Annotated in this window: 16 protein-coding genes and 1 tRNA gene; 14 read left to right on the top strand and 3 right to left on the bottom strand. The window is 63.0% G+C overall.

Going from position 1 to position 16,046, the window contains the following annotated elements:
* Positions 1–73: 73 nt before the first annotated feature.
* Positions 74–147 (top strand) — tRNA-Gly (locus ABD906_RS13440).
* Positions 148–540: 393 nt separating this feature from the next.
* Here the strand turns inward: ABD906_RS13440 and ABD906_RS13435 are convergent.
* The 3 genes from ABD906_RS13435 to ABD906_RS13425 form a co-directional block, all read right to left on the bottom strand.
* Complete coding sequence (locus ABD906_RS13435; protein WP_345099927.1) at positions 541–1,275, bottom strand: SDR family NAD(P)-dependent oxidoreductase; 735 nt, start codon at positions 1,273–1,275, stop codon at positions 541–543.
* Between the two features lie 337 nt (positions 1,276–1,612).
* Positions 1,613–2,107: a 2,4'-dihydroxyacetophenone dioxygenase family protein gene (locus ABD906_RS13430; RefSeq protein WP_378188737.1), complete on the bottom strand. Its 495-nt coding sequence runs from the start codon at positions 2,105–2,107 to the stop codon at positions 1,613–1,615.
* A gap of 128 nt (positions 2,108–2,235) precedes the next feature.
* Positions 2,236–2,913: a GntR family transcriptional regulator gene (locus ABD906_RS13425; protein ID WP_345099925.1), complete on the bottom strand. Its 678-nt coding sequence runs from the start codon at positions 2,911–2,913 to the stop codon at positions 2,236–2,238.
* A 244-nt stretch (positions 2,914–3,157) separates the two neighbouring features.
* Between ABD906_RS13425 and ABD906_RS13420 the strand changes: the two genes are divergently transcribed.
* The 13 genes from ABD906_RS13420 to ABD906_RS13360 all read left to right on the top strand — a co-directional run bounded on the left by ABD906_RS13420 (position 3,158) and on the right by ABD906_RS13360 (position 16,044).
* A complete protein-coding gene (locus ABD906_RS13420; RefSeq protein WP_345099924.1) occupies positions 3,158–4,495 on the top strand; it encodes an ABC transporter substrate-binding protein in 1,338 nt (445 codons plus the stop codon).
* 85 nt (positions 4,496–4,580) lie between these two features.
* The gene (locus ABD906_RS13415; RefSeq protein ID WP_345099923.1) at positions 4,581–5,522 is read left to right on the top strand and encodes a carbohydrate ABC transporter permease; all 942 of its coding nucleotides are present in this window, start codon (positions 4,581–4,583) and stop codon (positions 5,520–5,522) included.
* Positions 5,523–5,526: 4 nt separating this feature from the next.
* The gene (locus ABD906_RS13410; protein ID WP_345099922.1) at positions 5,527–6,384 is read left to right on the top strand and encodes a carbohydrate ABC transporter permease; all 858 of its coding nucleotides are present in this window, start codon (positions 5,527–5,529) and stop codon (positions 6,382–6,384) included.
* Positions 6,385–6,386: 2 nt separating this feature from the next.
* Positions 6,387–6,626, top strand: a complete 240-nt coding sequence (locus tag ABD906_RS13405) for a hypothetical protein (protein WP_345099921.1) — start codon at positions 6,387–6,389, stop codon at positions 6,624–6,626.
* A 3-nt stretch (positions 6,627–6,629) separates the two neighbouring features.
* Positions 6,630–7,709, top strand: a complete 1,080-nt coding sequence (locus ABD906_RS13400) for an ABC transporter ATP-binding protein (RefSeq protein ID WP_345099920.1) — start codon at positions 6,630–6,632, stop codon at positions 7,707–7,709.
* A gap of 1 nt (position 7,710) precedes the next feature.
* A complete protein-coding gene (locus ABD906_RS13395) occupies positions 7,711–8,796 on the top strand; it encodes an ABC transporter ATP-binding protein (protein ID WP_345099919.1) in 1,086 nt (361 codons plus the stop codon).
* On the top strand, positions 8,786–10,378 hold the full coding sequence (locus ABD906_RS13390) for a GMC family oxidoreductase (RefSeq protein WP_345099918.1): 1,593 nt from the start codon (positions 8,786–8,788) through the stop codon (positions 10,376–10,378). Before ABD906_RS13395 ends, ABD906_RS13390 begins: the two co-directional genes overlap by 11 nt.
* 148 nt (positions 10,379–10,526) lie before the next feature.
* The gene (gene gloA, locus ABD906_RS13385; RefSeq protein ID WP_345099917.1) at positions 10,527–10,940 is read left to right on the top strand and encodes a lactoylglutathione lyase; all 414 of its coding nucleotides are present in this window, start codon (positions 10,527–10,529) and stop codon (positions 10,938–10,940) included.
* On the top strand, positions 10,937–12,034 hold the full coding sequence (locus ABD906_RS13380; protein WP_345099916.1) for a glycerol dehydrogenase: 1,098 nt from the start codon (positions 10,937–10,939) through the stop codon (positions 12,032–12,034). The genes gloA and ABD906_RS13380 overlap by 4 nt, the downstream gene beginning before the upstream one ends.
* A 219-nt stretch (positions 12,035–12,253) precedes the next feature.
* Positions 12,254–13,243, top strand: coding sequence for a zinc-binding dehydrogenase (locus ABD906_RS13375; RefSeq protein WP_345099915.1), 990 nt, complete (start codon positions 12,254–12,256; stop codon positions 13,241–13,243).
* Positions 13,244–14,179, top strand: a complete 936-nt coding sequence (locus ABD906_RS13370; RefSeq protein ID WP_345099914.1) for a C-terminal binding protein — start codon at positions 13,244–13,246, stop codon at positions 14,177–14,179.
* 205 nt (positions 14,180–14,384) lie between these two features.
* Positions 14,385–14,651, top strand: coding sequence for a DUF6460 domain-containing protein (locus ABD906_RS13365; RefSeq protein WP_345099913.1), 267 nt, complete (start codon positions 14,385–14,387; stop codon positions 14,649–14,651).
* A gap of 10 nt (positions 14,652–14,661) precedes the next feature.
* The gene (locus tag ABD906_RS13360) at positions 14,662–16,044 is read left to right on the top strand and encodes an MATE family efflux transporter (protein WP_425549990.1); all 1,383 of its coding nucleotides are present in this window, start codon (positions 14,662–14,664) and stop codon (positions 16,042–16,044) included.
* Positions 16,045–16,046: the final 2 nt, after the last annotated feature.

The raw sequence follows: 16,046 nt of genomic DNA, 5'->3' as shown, positions 1-16,046 counted from the left end.
CTTGCCGAGACAGAGGAACGGGCGCAGGTTCGAGATTGACGGAAGCCCCGATTCTGAGTACCTAAAGGGCCGTGCGGGTATGATGTAATGGTAGCCTGCCAGCTTCCCAAGCTGGACGCGCGGGTTCGATTCCCGCTACCCGCTCCAGACCCACTCTCAAGCGTTTCAATAGTTTCCCGTCGTTCCCGAACTTTGTCGGCTGTCCTGACGCAGCCCTGCGAACAGGCGCCGCGACTAGCGATATCGCCGCGGTAATCCTGTTTGACACATGCCCACTCCGTTCGGGTAGCTGTCACGCCACGTGCTCATACAAAAAAGCCCGCCAGGAGGGGATCCCCAGCGGGTGAAGTCCTCGGGAAGACAGAGAGGAAAGCCAGCCCTGGAAGGTTCCAGAACGGGGGAGAGCCGTTTTCCGTCCAGTGCCGCGACGGACAGTTGAAGCGCGGCACCGGAAAGTGGTACCGGATGTTGGTCCGGCACGACCAGGACAAGGCTGCCGAACGGACGGGAGTTTTGCCGACGTCCCAGCTGCCCGCGAGGTCAGGCAGACAGGTATCCGCCGTCGATGGGCAGAATCGTTCCGGTCACGTAGGAGGCGAGGGGAGAGGCGAGATAGAGTACGCCTCCGGCCAGGTCCTCCGGACGGCCCCACCGCTTGATCGCCATGCGGGATAGAAGCGCCTCGGTGCGGGCGGGATCTTCCTGCAAGGCGCTGGTGAGGTTGGTGGCGATCCAGCCCGGGGCGATCGCATTCACACGAATCCCGTCGGCAGCATAGGCGAGCGCCAGGGATTTGGTGAGCTGTGCCACGCCGCCCTTCGAGGCGGCATAACCCGGGACAAGCGGGCCGCCGAACCAGGTCAGCATGGACGCGGTGTTGGTGATGGTGCCCTTCGTGCGCGCGAGCAGCGGGCGTGCCGCCGCGCAGACGCGCATGGTGCCGCTGAGATTGATGTCGATGACCTGGTCGAAGACCTCCGGATCATGCTCCAGCCCACGGCGGATGATGCCGGCGCAGTTCACGACATGGTGCAGCTCTTCCATTCCGCCGACGAACGACTTGACGGCCTCGCTGTCGCGCACATCGAGAACATGCGCGGTCACCTCGTGCATGTTGGTGCGGGCAGCGGATACTTCCGCTTCCGTGGCGCCGGTCACAGTCACGCGCGCACCCTCCGCGACGAATGCCCGAGCGATGCCCGCGCCTATTCCGGACGTGCCGCCGACAACCAGTATTGTCTGACCCCTGAAACAGCCTTCAGGCCAATAACCCATGAAACTACCCCTCCTCCGAACTCAGTCCGACGAACCCCGGTGCAATTCAGCTAACGCGTGGTGGCGAATTGCATTGGGCCTCTGACCGCAGTCGCAACCTGAAATCGGGTTGATGTTGCGGAACCGTTGCGAAAGGCGCGCCCAGGGAACTAGCACCCTCCAGCATCGCAATGTCCAGGTTTTCCGGAACGGCCCGGATCTTGTGCAATCCGGTACCGTTACAGCGCTTGTCTTTCGCGATCCCGGTGAAAAACCGGCCTCACTGTCCGAAGCCGCTCTACCATTTGAATTCCGCGACTTCGGACGGAAAGCCGGTTCCCGGTTTTCCTGGAACCGCCTAGCGGATGAATTGGTCGACGAAGTCCGCGCCAAGGCCAACCTTCTCGTAGTGGGCGCGACACATGTCAATCTTGGTGAAGACGTCTTCGTAGCCGATGGCCTTACCCCAAGGGTCGACGTAGCACATGATGCCGTTAACCTGGAAATAGGTGATCATCTCCTCCACGCCTTCGGGGACGATCAGCGTGTGCGTCTCGCCCGGCGGCTCGAATACATAACCTCCCGCCTCGGCGATCCAGTCATGCTCGAGATAGCGCCACTTTCCCTTGAGAACCCAGCCGTGAACCGCCTGCGGATGCCGATGGCGGGAAATCACGCCCGACTTCCTCACCTTGAGAAGGTTCATCCAGTAACCCTGGGAACGATTCAGGCAAAGGGGACGGAACCAGACGTTCTCCGCCTGTGGAACCCACACGCGTTGGTCAGCTTCCATTGCATTCGGAATGACGATCTCCGGCAGCGCGTCCTTCGGGAACGGCAGCTGGTACGGCATCAAGGGATCTGCTTCAGTTTCTTGTACTGGCATAGCCAACTCCTCTCAATGACCGGTAACATGTCAGATTCCAGTTAACGGTGTCAACCCCGATTGTCACCGGTCTTGTGATGGGGTCTTCGGAGCCGTCAGACGAGCAGTTTGCTGTAGTAGGACAGGGTGTTGTCGATGTGTGTCCTCAGCAAGCCGAGCAGCTCGGCATCCTTGCCGGCGGCCACTGAATCGCGAATCCTGATATGCTCAGCGAGCGACGCGTCATTGTGGCTGGCGCTGCGCGAGAGCCGGTTGCGCAGGGCAGCGAAGCGGCCGTTCACCTGCGCACGGTAGGTTCGCTCCAACAAGGGGGACGACGCGCGCGAAATGATCGCCAGGTGAAACTCGGTGTCGAGATTTCGGTAGCTGTCGAGGTCGCCCGCCGCCTGGGAGCGAATCATGTCGTCGCAGAGGCGGTGGAGATCCTTGGAGAGGCCGGCCCGATCGCGCGCAAGAGCAAGGCGGATGGCCTCCGCTTCCAGCGCGTTGCGCAGTTCACACAACGCCTGCAGTTCCTTCACGTCCGGGCGGAAAACGAAGGTTCCGGCCTGGCGCTGGATTTCGAGCAGTCCTTCGGCCTCGAGGCGGATGTAGGCGGCGCGGATCGGCGCCTTGGTGACGCCGTACAATTCCGACAGCTGCGCTTCGGATATCTTCTCGCCGAGCTCAAATACGCCACTTATGATGTCAGAACGAAGGCGGTCCAACACGAGCTCAGAGATGGATCTGGGTCTGGTGATCTTGGTCGTTTTCTTCTTGGTAACTGTGGGCATTCAGTTTCCCCGGCTTCAGAAAGCATCGTTCCCCAGTGGAAACATGTAACATGTTGAAGGGGAAGTAAAGGGCGGCAAGGTCGCAGGCAGAATGGCTGGAAGGTTCCAAAAACTTCGGCGAGGGGGCGGTCCAGGTTGGCTCACACTGCAATCATTGCCCGGCCAGGTTGACATGAAATATGACATGTTACATTCTACATTCCACCAGCGGGTGAGGACCGCTTTGTTTGGGAGGGAAGGTAGTATGAAGAAACTGTTGGCGGCGGCCAGTGTCCTGGCCTTGTGTGCCGGTCATGCGCAGGCGAACGAATGCACCAATCCTGTGCAGATCACCTGGTCAACGATCGCCGGGTTCTACACCGACGCGATGAACCAGTTCGTAGCCAGCTTCGAAAAGGAAAATTGCGCCAAAGTTCAGGTTATTAATACCGACAACAGCCAGCTCTATAACAAGCAGGTCATCGAGATGGTCGGCCAGACCGGCGCCTATGACGTCGTGACGCTGGAAACGGCCGAAAAGGCAGAGTTCGCGGCCAACGGATTCATCCTGCCGATGACCGAGTTTCTGGCCGAGCGCCCAGATCTGGTGGAGGACGTGGCGCCTACGCTGCGCAGCATCACCGTGGAATATGACGGAAACATCTGGGGCTTGCCATATTACACCTACTCGGCTGGCATGTTCATCCGTCAGGATCTGCTTGACGATCCGATCGAGCAGGCGGCGTTCCAGGAGCGCTATGGCTATCCGCTCGCGCGGCCGGAAACTTGGGAGCAGCATCGCGACATCGCGGAATTCTTCACCCGCAAGGCTGGAGAAAAACTCAAAGGCCAGATGCTTGAGCGCGACTTCTACGGTGTGGGCCTGATGGCCGGTCCGTTCCCGGACATTCAGGACGAGCTGTCCGCCCAGCTCTGGGGCATGGGCTCCGACTGGCTGACGGATGAAGGCGTGGTGCCGGTCGATGACGTCGAGAAGGTTCTCGCCCATTATGTCGGGCTTCTGAAGTTCGCGCCGCCGGCGGCCCTCACGGTCACCTACGACGGCGTCATGAACCAGATGCGCGACGGCCAGATCGCCATGACGCACGGTTTCTTCCTCGACCAGTGGCCGAATGCGGTCAAGACCGAGGAATCGGTTCCCGGTGCGGTGATCGCCGCGATCGAGGCGCCGGGCAAGCGAGCCTATGTGGGCGGCTTCCTGCTCGCCGTGTCGTCCAGCTCGGCCAATCCGGAGATGGCGATGCGCTTCGTGGCGCACATCGGCGGCCCCGAGGTTCAGCGCCAGTTCGCCGACATGGGCGGCGCCACGACGCTTATGTCCGTGCTGTCGGATCCCGTTTATGAAACGGCGGAGCGGCGGCCGCTCAACGGCGAGTACAAGACGCTTCTGCAGGTCTTCGAGAGTATGAAGGGCTTCAGCTCGAATCTCTTCAACACGCCCTTCGGCGCGAAAATCTATAACACCATGCACATTCCGCTTCAGTCAGCAGCGGCGGGCCAGATCACGCCCCGCCAAGCGGCCGAGCAGCTTGCCGCCGACGTTGCTGCGATCTGCGGCGGCCCCTGCCCGATCAAGCGCTGAGCAAGGAATGGAGGGACGGGCGCGGTCCCGTTCCCCCCTTTCTCGTCATCACGACAGATAACGACTACGACGGCGGAGTCCCCACGTGGCTAACGTTCTTGGCGTATCGCACGCAAGCGATATGGTGGTGCGCAGCAAGGCTGGCATGTCCGACAGGACCTTCTCGATCCTGCTCGTCGCGCCGGCTTTGGCAGTCATTCTCGTCTTTGCCATACTCCCCCTTGTGTATGCGCTTGACGTATCCTTCCGCTTCGCGGACCTGACCCGCGGCGGCATCAGGGAATATGTCGGCCTGGACAACTATCGGCGCGTCTTCTCCGACAGCAATTTCTGGACGGCTGGCTGGATCACCCTGAAGTTTACCGTGGTTGCGGTCACGCTGCAGATGACGCTCGGCGTCGGTATCGCCTTTCTTCTGCACGGGATGACGGTGGGCAAGGGGCTTGTCCGTTCGCTCATCATCCTGCCGCTCGCCACATCCGCCGCCGTTACCGGCCTTTTCTGGCGCTATCTCTATGACACCCAGTTCGGCGTACTGAACTGGATCCTGGGCAGTTTCGGCCTGCCTGAGCCGAACTGGCTTGGCGACTACACGATCGCGCTGTGGTCGGTGGTCATCTTCGACGTCTGGCAGTGGACGCCGTTCGTGGCGCTCATTGCGCTCGCCGGCCTGCAGGCGCTGCCGCGCGAACCGTTCGAGGCCGCAGAGCTCGACGGCGCGTCGAGCTGGCGCGTGCTTCGGACCCTCACGTTCCCGCTGCTGAAGCCCGTGCTGTTTCTCGTGCTGGTGCTGCGCACTATCGATTGCGTACGCTTGTACGACGCGGTGGCGGTGCTGACCCGCGGAGGTCCCGGCACGTCGACCGAAACCATGACCTTCTATCTCTACCGCACGGGACTGAAGCTGTTCCGCATGGATTACGCGTCCACGATGGCGATCTTCTTCCTCTACGTAATGCTCGTCGCTGCAATCTTTGCGCTCACCCCGCTGCTCAAACAATTCACCGACCGCGCGAAGGAGGCCTGATTCCATGCACGAGAAACGTTCCCTTCCACTCGAAGTTCTGCGCTACGGTCTCATCGTCCTGGTCATCGGCTTCTTCGTCTTTCCGATCTTTTGGATGGTGCTGACGAGTCTTAAGCCTGACGACGCCATCATGGTATCGCCGCCGCGCTTCCTCTTCACGCCGACGCTGGAGAACTACCGGCACGCGATCGAGGACAAGAACTTCCTCTTCTACATAAGGAACACACTGATCATCTCGGTCATCTCAACAGTTTTCGTGGTGATCCTCGGATCGCTCGCCGCGTACAGCTTCGCGCGCTACAACGTGGGAGACGGGCATCTGCTGTTCTTCATCCTATCGACCAAGATGATGCCCGCGATCGCGGTGATCCTGCCCTTCTTCCTCATCTTCCGCGAAGTCGGCAAGACTGGGTTTGGGCAGTTCATGCACCTGGGCCTCGACCAGCACGGTGCGCTCATTCTGTCCTACGTGGTGTTCAACCTGCCGTTCGCGATCTGGCTTCTGGTCAGCTTTTTCCAGGACATTCCGCGCGAGCTCGAGCATTCGGCAAGGCTGGACGGGCTATCGCGCCTGAAGGTGCTGCGTAAGGTCACGCTGCCGCTCGCAGCTCCCGGCATCGCCGTCACCGCGGTGTTCACGCTGATCTTCTGCTGGAACGAGTTCCTGTTCGCCTACATCCTGACCCGCAAGACCGCTTCCACGGTCACGGTCGGCGTGGAAAGCTTCTTCACCCTGCAGGGCATTCTCTGGGGTCCGGTAGCGGCGGCAGCCACCATCGCCGTAGCCCCGATGCTCGTGTTCGTTCTCGCCATGCAGCGATACATGGTCCGCGGCCTGACCTTTGGTGCTGTGAGGGGGTAATCATGACATTTTCCCAGGCCTGGGACGCAGGCTTCAAGGCAATCCTCATCTACGTGGGCGTGGTGTTCGGCTGGCTGATCTTCAGTGAACGCCTGTTCGAGAACCAGTCCGTTTCGGTCGCCGTCATGAACGTCGTGGCCGCCATCTGCGCAGTGGCCTTCTTCGTGCGACGCCGACGCTACTGCATCGCCGAGCGGCGGGCCGCGGAAGCCGAGGTCGCATCCATCCTGGCGGAGATCTGAGACATGTATGCCTTTCATGACGTGCACAAGCGCTACGGCCTGCGCACGGTTGCGCTGCGGCGGCTGAGCTTCGAAATCCGCAAGGGAGAATTCTTCGTTCTCTACGGCCCGGCAGGCGCCGGCAAGAGCACGGTCCTCAACCTGCTCGCCGGCATCACGCGGCCCACGTCGGGGGACATTACCCGCGCCGGTCAGTCGATCGTGCACCTGCCGCCGGAGCGCCGCAACGCCGCGATGGCGTTCGAGAACTATGCACTATATTCCCACCTGTCGGTTGCGGAAAACCTAGCCTTCCCGCTGCGGGCCCGCGGTATGGCGAAGGCGGAGATCGACAAGCGCGTCCACCAGATCGCCGAAGTGCTCGGCATTTCGCACGTGCTGGAACGCCGGCCGGGTTTCCTGTCGGGCGGCCAGCGTCAGCGTGTAGCGCTGGGCCGCGCGATTATCCGACCCGCCGACATCTACCTTCTTGATGAGCCAATCGGGCATCTCGACGCAAAGCTGCGGCACCGGATGCGGGCCGAGCTGAAGGCGCTCGCGCAGGAGATGGAGGCGACGGTCGTCTTCACGACGACGTCGAGCAAGGAGGCGCTCGCCCTTGGCGACCGGGTCGCCATCCTCAACCAGGGTCGGCTGGAACAGGTGGGCACGCCTGCTGAAATCTATCACCGGCCGGCCAATACCTTCGTCGCAGGCTTCGTCGGCGACCCGCCGATGAGTCTCCTGCCGGTGACAGCCGAGGTTGGCGGTGGGCAGTCCATCCTGCGCAACCAGGACGGTCACGAGGTCTGCCGGGTGCCCGCGCAGCTTGCGGGACATCGCGACCTGCGGATGGGCATCCGATCCAATTCCATCCGACTGACCGCACCAGACACACAGCGCGCCCTGCCCGGCCGGGTGGCGGTGATTGAGCACCTCGGACACTCGAACATCGTCGTGGTGTCGGTGGCGGGCGTGGAGGTCTCGGTGTCCGTGCCCACCACCGTACCGCTCAAACCCGGCGAGCCCGTGGGGCTGTCGATCGAGCCGACCGGCATACACCTTTTCGAGGACGAGAAGGCTCTCGCTACAGGAGGCGCATGAGATGGCACGCATCACCGCTAGAAACCTCGTCAAGCGATATGGCGCCTTTCAGGCGGTTCACGGCATCAATTTCGACATAGAAGATGGCGAGTTCGTCGCCATTCTCGGCCCTTCCGGGTGCGGCAAGAGCTCGACAATGCGCATGATCGCCGGACTGGAGTCGATCAGCGATGGCGAAATTCTGTTCGACGGACGCCGCGTGAACGAGATCCGTCCGCGCGACCGCAACGTAGCGATGTCGTTCGAGAACTACGCGCTCTACACGCCGATCACCGTATACGAGAACATCGCCTTTCCGCTACGCGCCGCCGGTGTGAACAAGGCCGATATCGATCGCAAGGTGCGGGACATCGCCGCAAAGATGGAGCTTACCCCGCTGCTCGAGCAGATGCCGGCAAGCCTTTCGTCAGGACAGGCGCAACGTGTGAGCCTTGCCCGTGCGCTCGTGCGCGAGCCCTCGGTGTTCCTGCTGGACGAGCCGATCAGCCACCTGGACACGCGGCAGCGCTACCGGATGCGCCGGTTCATCAAGTCCATCCACCAGGAATTCGGACACACGATGATCTACGTCACCCATGATCAGGAGGAAGCGCTCGCGCTCGCCGACCGGGTAATGGTGATGTCCAATGGCGAGATCCAGCAACTGGATACCCCCCAGCAAGTCTACACGCGGCCGGCCAATGTATTCGTCGCCGGGTTCGTCGGAGAGCCGCCCATCAACTTTTTCGATTTCACCAGCGAAACCGATGGCGAGATCACCATCGAGGGCAACCGCATCACAGTTCCGGAGTCGCTACGTCCGCACCTCGGCAGGATCGGCAAGCGCGGTACCGCAGCGGTGCGGCCGCACTTCATGGAGCTGGGCGAAACGTCCCCGATCCGCCTCAAGGGGCGCGGCTTCATCACTGAAGAGCTCCAGGATCACAACGAGATATTCGTCGATGTCGGCGAGACGCGTGTGTCACTCGTCACCCCACCGGACAAGCATGTCGCTCGCGGCGAGGAAGTGACGATCTCCATCAATCCGGATCATCTGCTGCTGTTTCCGCCTCGTCAGCAGAAGGAGGAAAATTTCGATGTCGTATGATTACATTGTGGTGGGAGGAGGATCCTCGGGGTCTCTCGTTGCCGGAAGGCTGGCCGAGGCCGGGGCGCGTGTGCTGGTGCTCGAGGCCGGCGGATCCGATAAGAACCCGCTGATCCAGATGCCGGCCGGCTTTGTGAAGCTGCTTGGCGTGGAAAAATACATGTGGTTCTACAAATCCACGATCCAGAAGCAGCTGGACGGCCGGGCCCCCGTCATTCCGCAGGGCAAGGTGATCGGCGGCGGTTCTTCCGTAAACGCCATGTTCTACATCCGTGGGCAGGCGGGCGACTACACGCCGTGGGTCGAGGCGACCGGCGACAGCGGCTGGAGCTGGCCGGAAGTGCTCAAACGCTACCGCGACATGGAGGACAACAACCGCCTGCAGAATGAGGCCCATGGTGTCGGCGGCCCGTGGGCGGTGTCCGATCCGACCCACATCGACGAGGTGAGCCGACGCTACGTTCTGGCCGCACAGGAGGCGGGCATTCCGTTCACGCCGGACTTCAACAGCGGCGTGCAGCGTGGCGTTGGTTTCCCGCAGGTTAACATGCGCAATCGCCGCCGCTGGTCGGCTGCCGACGCCTTCCTCAAGCCGGCCATGTCTACCGGGCGGCTGGAGGTGCTCACGGGGTGCCTAGCTCATCGCGTGCTGTTCGAGGGCGACCGGGCGGTCGGCGTCGAGTATTCGCGGCAGGGGCAGGTTCAGAAGGCTCATGCCAGCCAGGAAATCATCTTGTGCGCCGGCGCCGTCGCTACCCCCAAGCTGCTCATGTTGTCGGGCATCGGCAACACGGAGGACGTGAAGCCTTTCGACATCGCCTGCCGGGTCGAGCTTCGTGGCGTCGGCCGCAATCTGCAGGATCACACGGAAGTTCCGGTGCTGGCCTTCTTCAAGGGCAAGTATGGCTATTACGGCCAGGACCGCGGCTGGAACCAGATCCGCAACGGGTTGCAGTACCTGCTTTTCAAGAGCGGTCCGGTTGCCTCCAACGGCATCGAGGCCTGCGCATTCTTCGACCCGGACGATCTCGGCAACGAGGCAAAAATCCAGCAGTTCTGCATTCCGTCCGTCTATCTTGACCCCGGCACGACCGATCTGAAACCCAGCTGGGGCGTCACGCTGAACTCCTGCGTGTTGCGTCCGGGTTCGCGCGGTTCGGTGAAACTGGCCTCGGGCAATCCGGCGGACGAGCCGCTGGTCAATCCGAACTACTTCGACGATCCGGAGGATCTACGGCTTTCTATCGGCGGTCTGCGCCAGGCACGCCGGATCCTCGCCTCGCGACCGCTGCGGGAACTGATCGACCGTGAGATCTTCCCCGGACCCGGCAAGGACAGCGACGAAGATCTCGCCGAGCACGCGCGCCGGTTCGTCAAGACGGTCTACCATCCGGTCGGAACCGCCCGCATGGGCAAGGAGGACGATCCGGACGCGGTGGTCGATCCGCAGCTGCGCGTGAAGGGCGTGCGCGGCCTGCGCGTCGCAGACGCGTCGGTCATGCCGACGATCATCAGCGGCAACACGAACTCGGCCACGCTCGTCATCGCAGATCGCGCCGCGTCGATGATCCTCGGCCGGTAAGGGTTGGCGGGATGGAGGGGTAGGAACTGTTCGCAGCCAGGCCAGACATTCTTGAAACCTATCCTCCCCGCTGGTTAACCAGCATCGGTCTGCTGCTGACACCGGCTTCTCCATCCGCCCTAGTTCAACACAGGGAAAGGAACGATCCATGTCTGAACTTCGCATCATGCACACGATGCTCCGGGTCAAGGACCTCGACGCATCCATCCGCTTCTACACGGAAGTGCTGGGAATGAACCTCCTCCGGAAGCTGGACTTCCCCGAGGGCAAGTTCACGCTCGCGTTCGTGGGTTACGGACCGGAAGAGGAAACGGCAGTCCTCGAGCTCACCTACAACTACGATCACGGCCCGTATGACCTGGGCTCCGGCTATGGCCATATCGCGCTTGAGACGAAGGACATTTATGCGACGGTCGAGAAGCTGCGCGCAGCTGGCGCCCAAATCGTGCGCGAGCCAGGCCCGATGAAGCACGGCAAGACGCACATCGCCTTCATCAAGGATCCGGACGGCTACATGATCGAGCTCGTGCAGCCGGAGTGGCTGGAGGGAACGGCGTCGTGATCCGCAGCGCGACCTTTCCAGGACGCTATGTTCAGGGCCCGGGCGCGCTCGCGCGCTTGGGGCAGGAAGGCGCGCGCCTCGGCAGCCATGTCATTGTGCTGGCGGATGCCAATCTGCCGGCCGATGTGGTCAATGCGATCGGCCGCGATGGAGTCGAGGTTACCGTGCGGCACGTTCCGCCGAGCTGCACTCCGGCGGCCGTCGAGGCGGCCCGGGCTGCGGCTGTCGAGAGCGGGGCGGATGTGGTCGCCGGCATGGGCGGCGGAAAGGTCATCGACCTAGCGCGGGCGGCCGCCGACGATCTCAATCTGCCCTTCATCTGCTTGCCAACCATCGCGGCGTCCGATGCGCCGTGTTCCGCCCTCTCCGTGATCTACGACGAGGACGGCCACGTTCTTCATGACCGTTTCGTGCGGTTCAATCCGCGCGCCGTCATCGTGGACAGCGCCGTGATCGCCAGGGCTCCCGCCAGGCTGTTTGCCGCCGGCATGGGCGATGCGCTGGCCACGTTCTACGAGGCGGATGCCTGCTTTCGCGCCGGGGCGAAGAACTTCTCAAGCGGGCGGCAGACGCGCTTGGCCATGGCCGTCGCGGCCACCTGCCGTGACACGATCCTGGAGCTGGGAGCCACTGCTCTTGAAGCATGCCGCAAGGGCGAGCCGAACGAGGCGTTCGAGGCGGTGCTGGAAGCTAACATTCTACTGTCGGGCATCGGTTTCGAGTCTGGTGGCGTGGCGGCGGCTCATGCCATTCACCACGGTCTGGCCGAGCTGCCGGAGACCCACCATTTCCTGCATGGCGAGAAGGTGGCTTTCGGTGTGCTCGTCGAGCTCGCCCTAAATGGGGCGAGCGACGAGGAGCTGAAGCAGATGGCCGACTTCAACAGGACGGTCGGCCTGCCGACGTGCCTAGCGGACCTGGGCGTCACGGACATGGAGGCTGCGCTGCCCGCCGTCATCACCCGGGCTACCCGCCCCGGAGAGATCATTTACAACGAACCAGTGCCCATCACCGCTGCGTTCGTGGAAACCGCGATCAGGCGCGCCGATGCAGTCGGACGCAAAGTGCGGGAGGATTTATCGACCCAACGCTGAGCAGAACTCATAACCCGGCCGGCAGGCGTCCATAGCAACCCGGACGGACGTACCAGCAATGGGCGAGAGGTGAGGACTGGGGCTCGAACCCGGGTCGCCGGAAATGGAGTCTTTTCTGCTTCGGCCACGGCCGAAGGCCGGAGCCTTTTGTCCTTTGTCGGGCACGCGCGGACCTCCGACGCCAGTCCGGCGGATTGATCCCTGTGAGGAGGAGACAACATGCGCGCTATTCTATGCACCGCTCCGCAAGACGACATGCGAACGACCTCGCTGACCGAGGTTCCCGTGCCGGAACCCGGCCCCGGCGAGGTTCTCGTCCGCGTGCACGCGGCTTCGCTCAATCCCGTCGACTGGAAACTCTGCACTGGCGCGGTGCCATGGTGGGACGGGCCGCACATCGTGGGGCTGGATGCCGCAGGGGTTGTGGAGCGGATCGGCCCCGGAGTGGAGAATGTTGCGCCCGGTGACCGCGTGATGTGGCACGGCAACCTAAACCGTGACGGCGTGTTCGCGGAATACGCGGTGTCGGTGGCGCACGTTCTGACGCCCATTCCCGACAACGTCTCTTTTGAAGCCGCTGCCGCCGTTCCTTGTGCAGGCATGACGGCCTATCAAGCCATCGTGCGGAAGATGCGTGTCGAGGCGGGACAGACAATCGTAGTCCAGGGCGCCAACGGCGGCGTCGGCGGGTTCGGCGTGCAGATTGCCAGGAACCTGGGCCTCCGGGTGATCGGGCTTGCCCGGCCCGAGGCCGCCGAGCAGGTGAAAAGGCTAGGCGCGGACGTTGTGCTCGACTACCGGGATCCCGAACTGCCGAAGCGCGTCATGGAACTCACGGAAGGTCGTGGCGCCGACGCCATGCTGGAGGTCGCCAACCCGGGCGACGCCCGCAAGTCGCTGGATCTGATCTGCTACAACGGCCAGCTCGCAACGTCGGATCCGCTGCCCGACCTTTCACATACCCCCGCCTACACCTATGCCGCGTCGATCCATGAAGTCGCGCTTGGAGGCGCCTATGCGGCGGGCGATCTGCGCACTCAGAGGGATTTCGCCGTCATGGGGGCGGACCTCCTGCGGTGGATGTCCGAAGGCAGGCTCGATCCGATGATTGCGCTGCGGATCATGCTCGAGGAAGTGCCCGAAACACTTGGTCGGCTTCGCCGGCGGGAGTTCGACGGCAAGGCGGTCGTGACAATTCGAGGACAATAGATGGACAAAGCTATCATCATACTGCCGGCCTATGCCGACCATTCACTTGAACGCCAGGCCATGGCCGAACTTGGCCTACGGGTCGAGGAAATCGATCTGAGGAAGGGGCGGGCCGAAGCGAGGGCGGCTCTGGGGGAGGCGCGGATCGTGTTCGTCCGCGACACGGTGCTGGACGCTGATCTTATCAACGCCATGACCCGCTGCGTGGGTATCGTGCGCTATGGCATCGGCATCGACAACATCGACGTCGCTGCCGCGAATGCGCGCGGCATCACGGTCGCACGGGTACCCGACTACGGGGCCGAGATCGAGGTGGCGGACCATGCGGTCGCGCTGTTCCTGGCCGTGCGGCGGCGGATCGTCAGCCGCGACGCGCAGGTGCGCAAGGGCGCCTGGCAGGTCGGTCAGACGGAGCCCATTTACCGCATCGCGGGCAGCACGGCCGGGTTCATCGGGTTCGGCCGCATCGCGCGGGCGGTCGCAGATCGGTTGCGGGCATTCGGCGTCACACAGGCGGTGGTCTACGATCCCTATCTCGATCCCGCCACCCTGCCGGAGTGGGCTCGGCGCGCGGATGATCTCAATGAGCTCGCCGAGCAGTCCGACATCGTCAGTCTGCATGCGCCCGCGACACCGGAAAACAGGCACCTCATCAATGCCGACTTCCTGTCGCGTATGCGTCCGACGGCGGTTCTTATCAATACCGCCCGCGGCCAGCTGGTGGACGAGCAGGCACTTGCCAATGCGCTGGAGAAGGGAACGATCTTCGGCGCGGGTATCGACGTGTTCAGTGTCGAGCCGCCGGTCGGTTCTCCACTGCTCAGGGCGCCTAATGTGGTGCTCTCCGACCATAACGGCTGGTACTCGGAAACCACGGTCCGCAACATCCAGTCAGGTGCAGTGGAGCAGGCGCGAAAGATCCTGCTGAACGCTTAACCGCGTGCTTCCATTCGATTGCGTCCCGGGTGGCCCCTGCTTGCCTTCCGGGCGCATTGTCGTGCTGCGACGCGACGGATCCAGGCGTACATGCGGATAGAATTGCGGGCGTCGAACCTCTCGCAGGAACTCGGTGGTTGCGCTTGCGCGGCCGAGTCCGTAAGAGCACTATCTGCGGCTGTGCAGACCTGACAGGAGCGTGCCCGTGAATGCGCTGACCCGATTTCTTGGCGACAGTCCCCTGCGAGTGCTCATCAAACTTGTGCTGATCTCGCTGGTGGTTGGCTACATCATGCACGTGTTCGGGTGGACGCCAGCCGACATCTATTACGGCATCCGCAACGCGATCCTCGATCTCTGGCATGCCGGGTTCGACGCGCTCGGCCGGTTCGCCGGCTACATCCTGATCGGTGGGGCCGTGGTGGTGCCTGTCTTCCTTATCGCGCGCCTGCTCGCCTATCGTCGAGACTAGCCGCGATCAGATGAGGGGCGAGGAAGACACTGTCGTGGTGGCGGGGACAGACTCTCCGGCGCAGGATGACCCGGAACGCCCGTTCAGGGTGACGAACCGCGAGGTGCTCGGCATCGCGGTGCCGATGACGCTCGCCTACCTCACGACGCCGCTCATCGGCATTACCGACACGGCGGTGGTCGGGCGGCTCAATGATCCGGCGCTCATCGGTGGTCTCGCGGTTGGGGCCGTCACCTTCGACGTGGTGTTTGGAACGTTCAATTCGCTGCGATCCGGCACAACCGGCCTCGTTGCCCAGGCTTTCGGCAGGGGAAACGGCCGGGAGGAAATGGCCGTGCTGGCGCGGGCGCTCGTGCTTGCGCTGGTGTGCGGCCTTGTTCTCGTGCTGCTCACGCCCGCGATCATCGCCGTGGCGAACGCGCTGATTTCTCCAGAACCTGCAGTCGCGGTCGCGATGGCGGTCTATGTCGGCATCCGCATGGCGGCCGCGCCGATCACGCTCGGCAACTACGCGATACTGGGCTATGTGCTCGGACGCGGCGAGGGGAACCTGGCGCTCGCGCTGCAGATCGTCATCAACGGCATGAACGTGGCGCTGTCCATCCTGCTCGGCCTCGTGCTCGGGTGGGGGCTCGCCGGCGTGGCATGGGCCACGGTGATCGGCGAAGCCTGCGGCGCGGCGTTGGGCGGCTGGGTGATCCTGCGGCGGCTGCGATCCAGCGGACGGATCAGCTGGGGAGCCATTCTGGATCTCACCGCCATGCGGGCGATGGCGGCGCTCAACCGCGACATCATGATCCGCTCGTTCGCGCTGCTCGGGGCGTTCGCACTGTTCACGCGGCAGGGCGCGCAGCTCGGCACGGTGACACTGGCGGCCAACGCCATCCTGATGAACGTGTTCCTGGTGGCGGGCTTCTTCCTCGACGGGTTTGCAACGGCTGCCGAACAGCTTGCGGGACGGGCGATCGGAGCGCGAACGAAAGCGCTTTTCAGGCGGGCGGTCGTACTGTCATCGGTCTGGGGGTTTGCGCTGGCCTTCGTGCTGGCGGGCGTGTTCCTGTTCGGGGGCGAGTGGTTCATCCGCATGCTGACCACGGCAGAGGACGTGAGGGCCGTGGCGATCGAGTTCCTGCCCTGGGCTGCCTTCACAGGCATCTCGGGTGTGCTCGCCTTCCAGATGGACGGCGTGTACATCGGGGCGACGTGGTCGCGAGACATGCGCAACATGATGCTGCTGTCGCTCGCGGTCTATGCGGCGTGCCTGTTCCTTTTCGAGGGCATGATGGGCAACACGGCGTTGTGGCTATCGCTGCACATCTTCCTCATCGTGCGCGGGCTGTCGCTGGTATCACTGCTGCCGTCGCGCACGGACAGGACATTCGCGGGCGCCTAAGT

The sequence above is a fragment of the Chelativorans composti genome, from assembly GCF_039541695.1.
Classification (GTDB): Bacteria; Pseudomonadota; Alphaproteobacteria; order Rhizobiales; family Rhizobiaceae; genus Chelativorans; species Chelativorans composti.
Note: the sequence above shows the minus strand (reverse complement) of the source record. Positions and strands in the feature narration are given on the sequence as shown.

What these genes read in the sequence shown, in the direction of transcription:
- ABD906_RS13435 (WP_345099927.1), bottom strand. Translation starts at nt 1,275, where the DNA reads ATGGGTTATTGGCCTGAAGGCTGTTTCAGGGGTCAGACAATACTGGTT.
- ABD906_RS13405 (WP_345099921.1), top strand. Translation starts at nt 6,387, where the DNA reads ATGACATTTTCCCAGGCCTGGGACGCAGGCTTCAAGGCAATCCTCATC.
- ABD906_RS13430 (WP_378188737.1), bottom strand. Translation starts at nt 2,107, where the DNA reads ATGCCGTACCAGCTGCCGTTCCCGAAGGACGCGCTGCCGGAGATCGTC.
- ABD906_RS13360 (WP_425549990.1), top strand. Translation starts at nt 14,662, where the DNA reads ATGAGGGGCGAGGAAGACACTGTCGTGGTGGCGGGGACAGACTCTCCG.
- ABD906_RS13410 (WP_345099922.1), top strand. Translation starts at nt 5,527, where the DNA reads ATGCACGAGAAACGTTCCCTTCCACTCGAAGTTCTGCGCTACGGTCTC.
- gloA (WP_345099917.1), top strand. Translation starts at nt 10,527, where the DNA reads ATGTCTGAACTTCGCATCATGCACACGATGCTCCGGGTCAAGGACCTC.
- ABD906_RS13400 (WP_345099920.1), top strand. Translation starts at nt 6,630, where the DNA reads ATGTATGCCTTTCATGACGTGCACAAGCGCTACGGCCTGCGCACGGTT.
- ABD906_RS13370 (WP_345099914.1), top strand. Translation starts at nt 13,244, where the DNA reads ATGGACAAAGCTATCATCATACTGCCGGCCTATGCCGACCATTCACTT.
- ABD906_RS13390 (WP_345099918.1), top strand. Translation starts at nt 8,786, where the DNA reads ATGTCGTATGATTACATTGTGGTGGGAGGAGGATCCTCGGGGTCTCTC.
- ABD906_RS13420 (WP_345099924.1), top strand. Translation starts at nt 3,158, where the DNA reads ATGAAGAAACTGTTGGCGGCGGCCAGTGTCCTGGCCTTGTGTGCCGGT.
- ABD906_RS13375 (WP_345099915.1), top strand. Translation starts at nt 12,254, where the DNA reads ATGCGCGCTATTCTATGCACCGCTCCGCAAGACGACATGCGAACGACC.
- ABD906_RS13425 (WP_345099925.1), bottom strand. Translation starts at nt 2,913, where the DNA reads ATGCCCACAGTTACCAAGAAGAAAACGACCAAGATCACCAGACCCAGA.
- ABD906_RS13395 (WP_345099919.1), top strand. Translation starts at nt 7,711, where the DNA reads ATGGCACGCATCACCGCTAGAAACCTCGTCAAGCGATATGGCGCCTTT.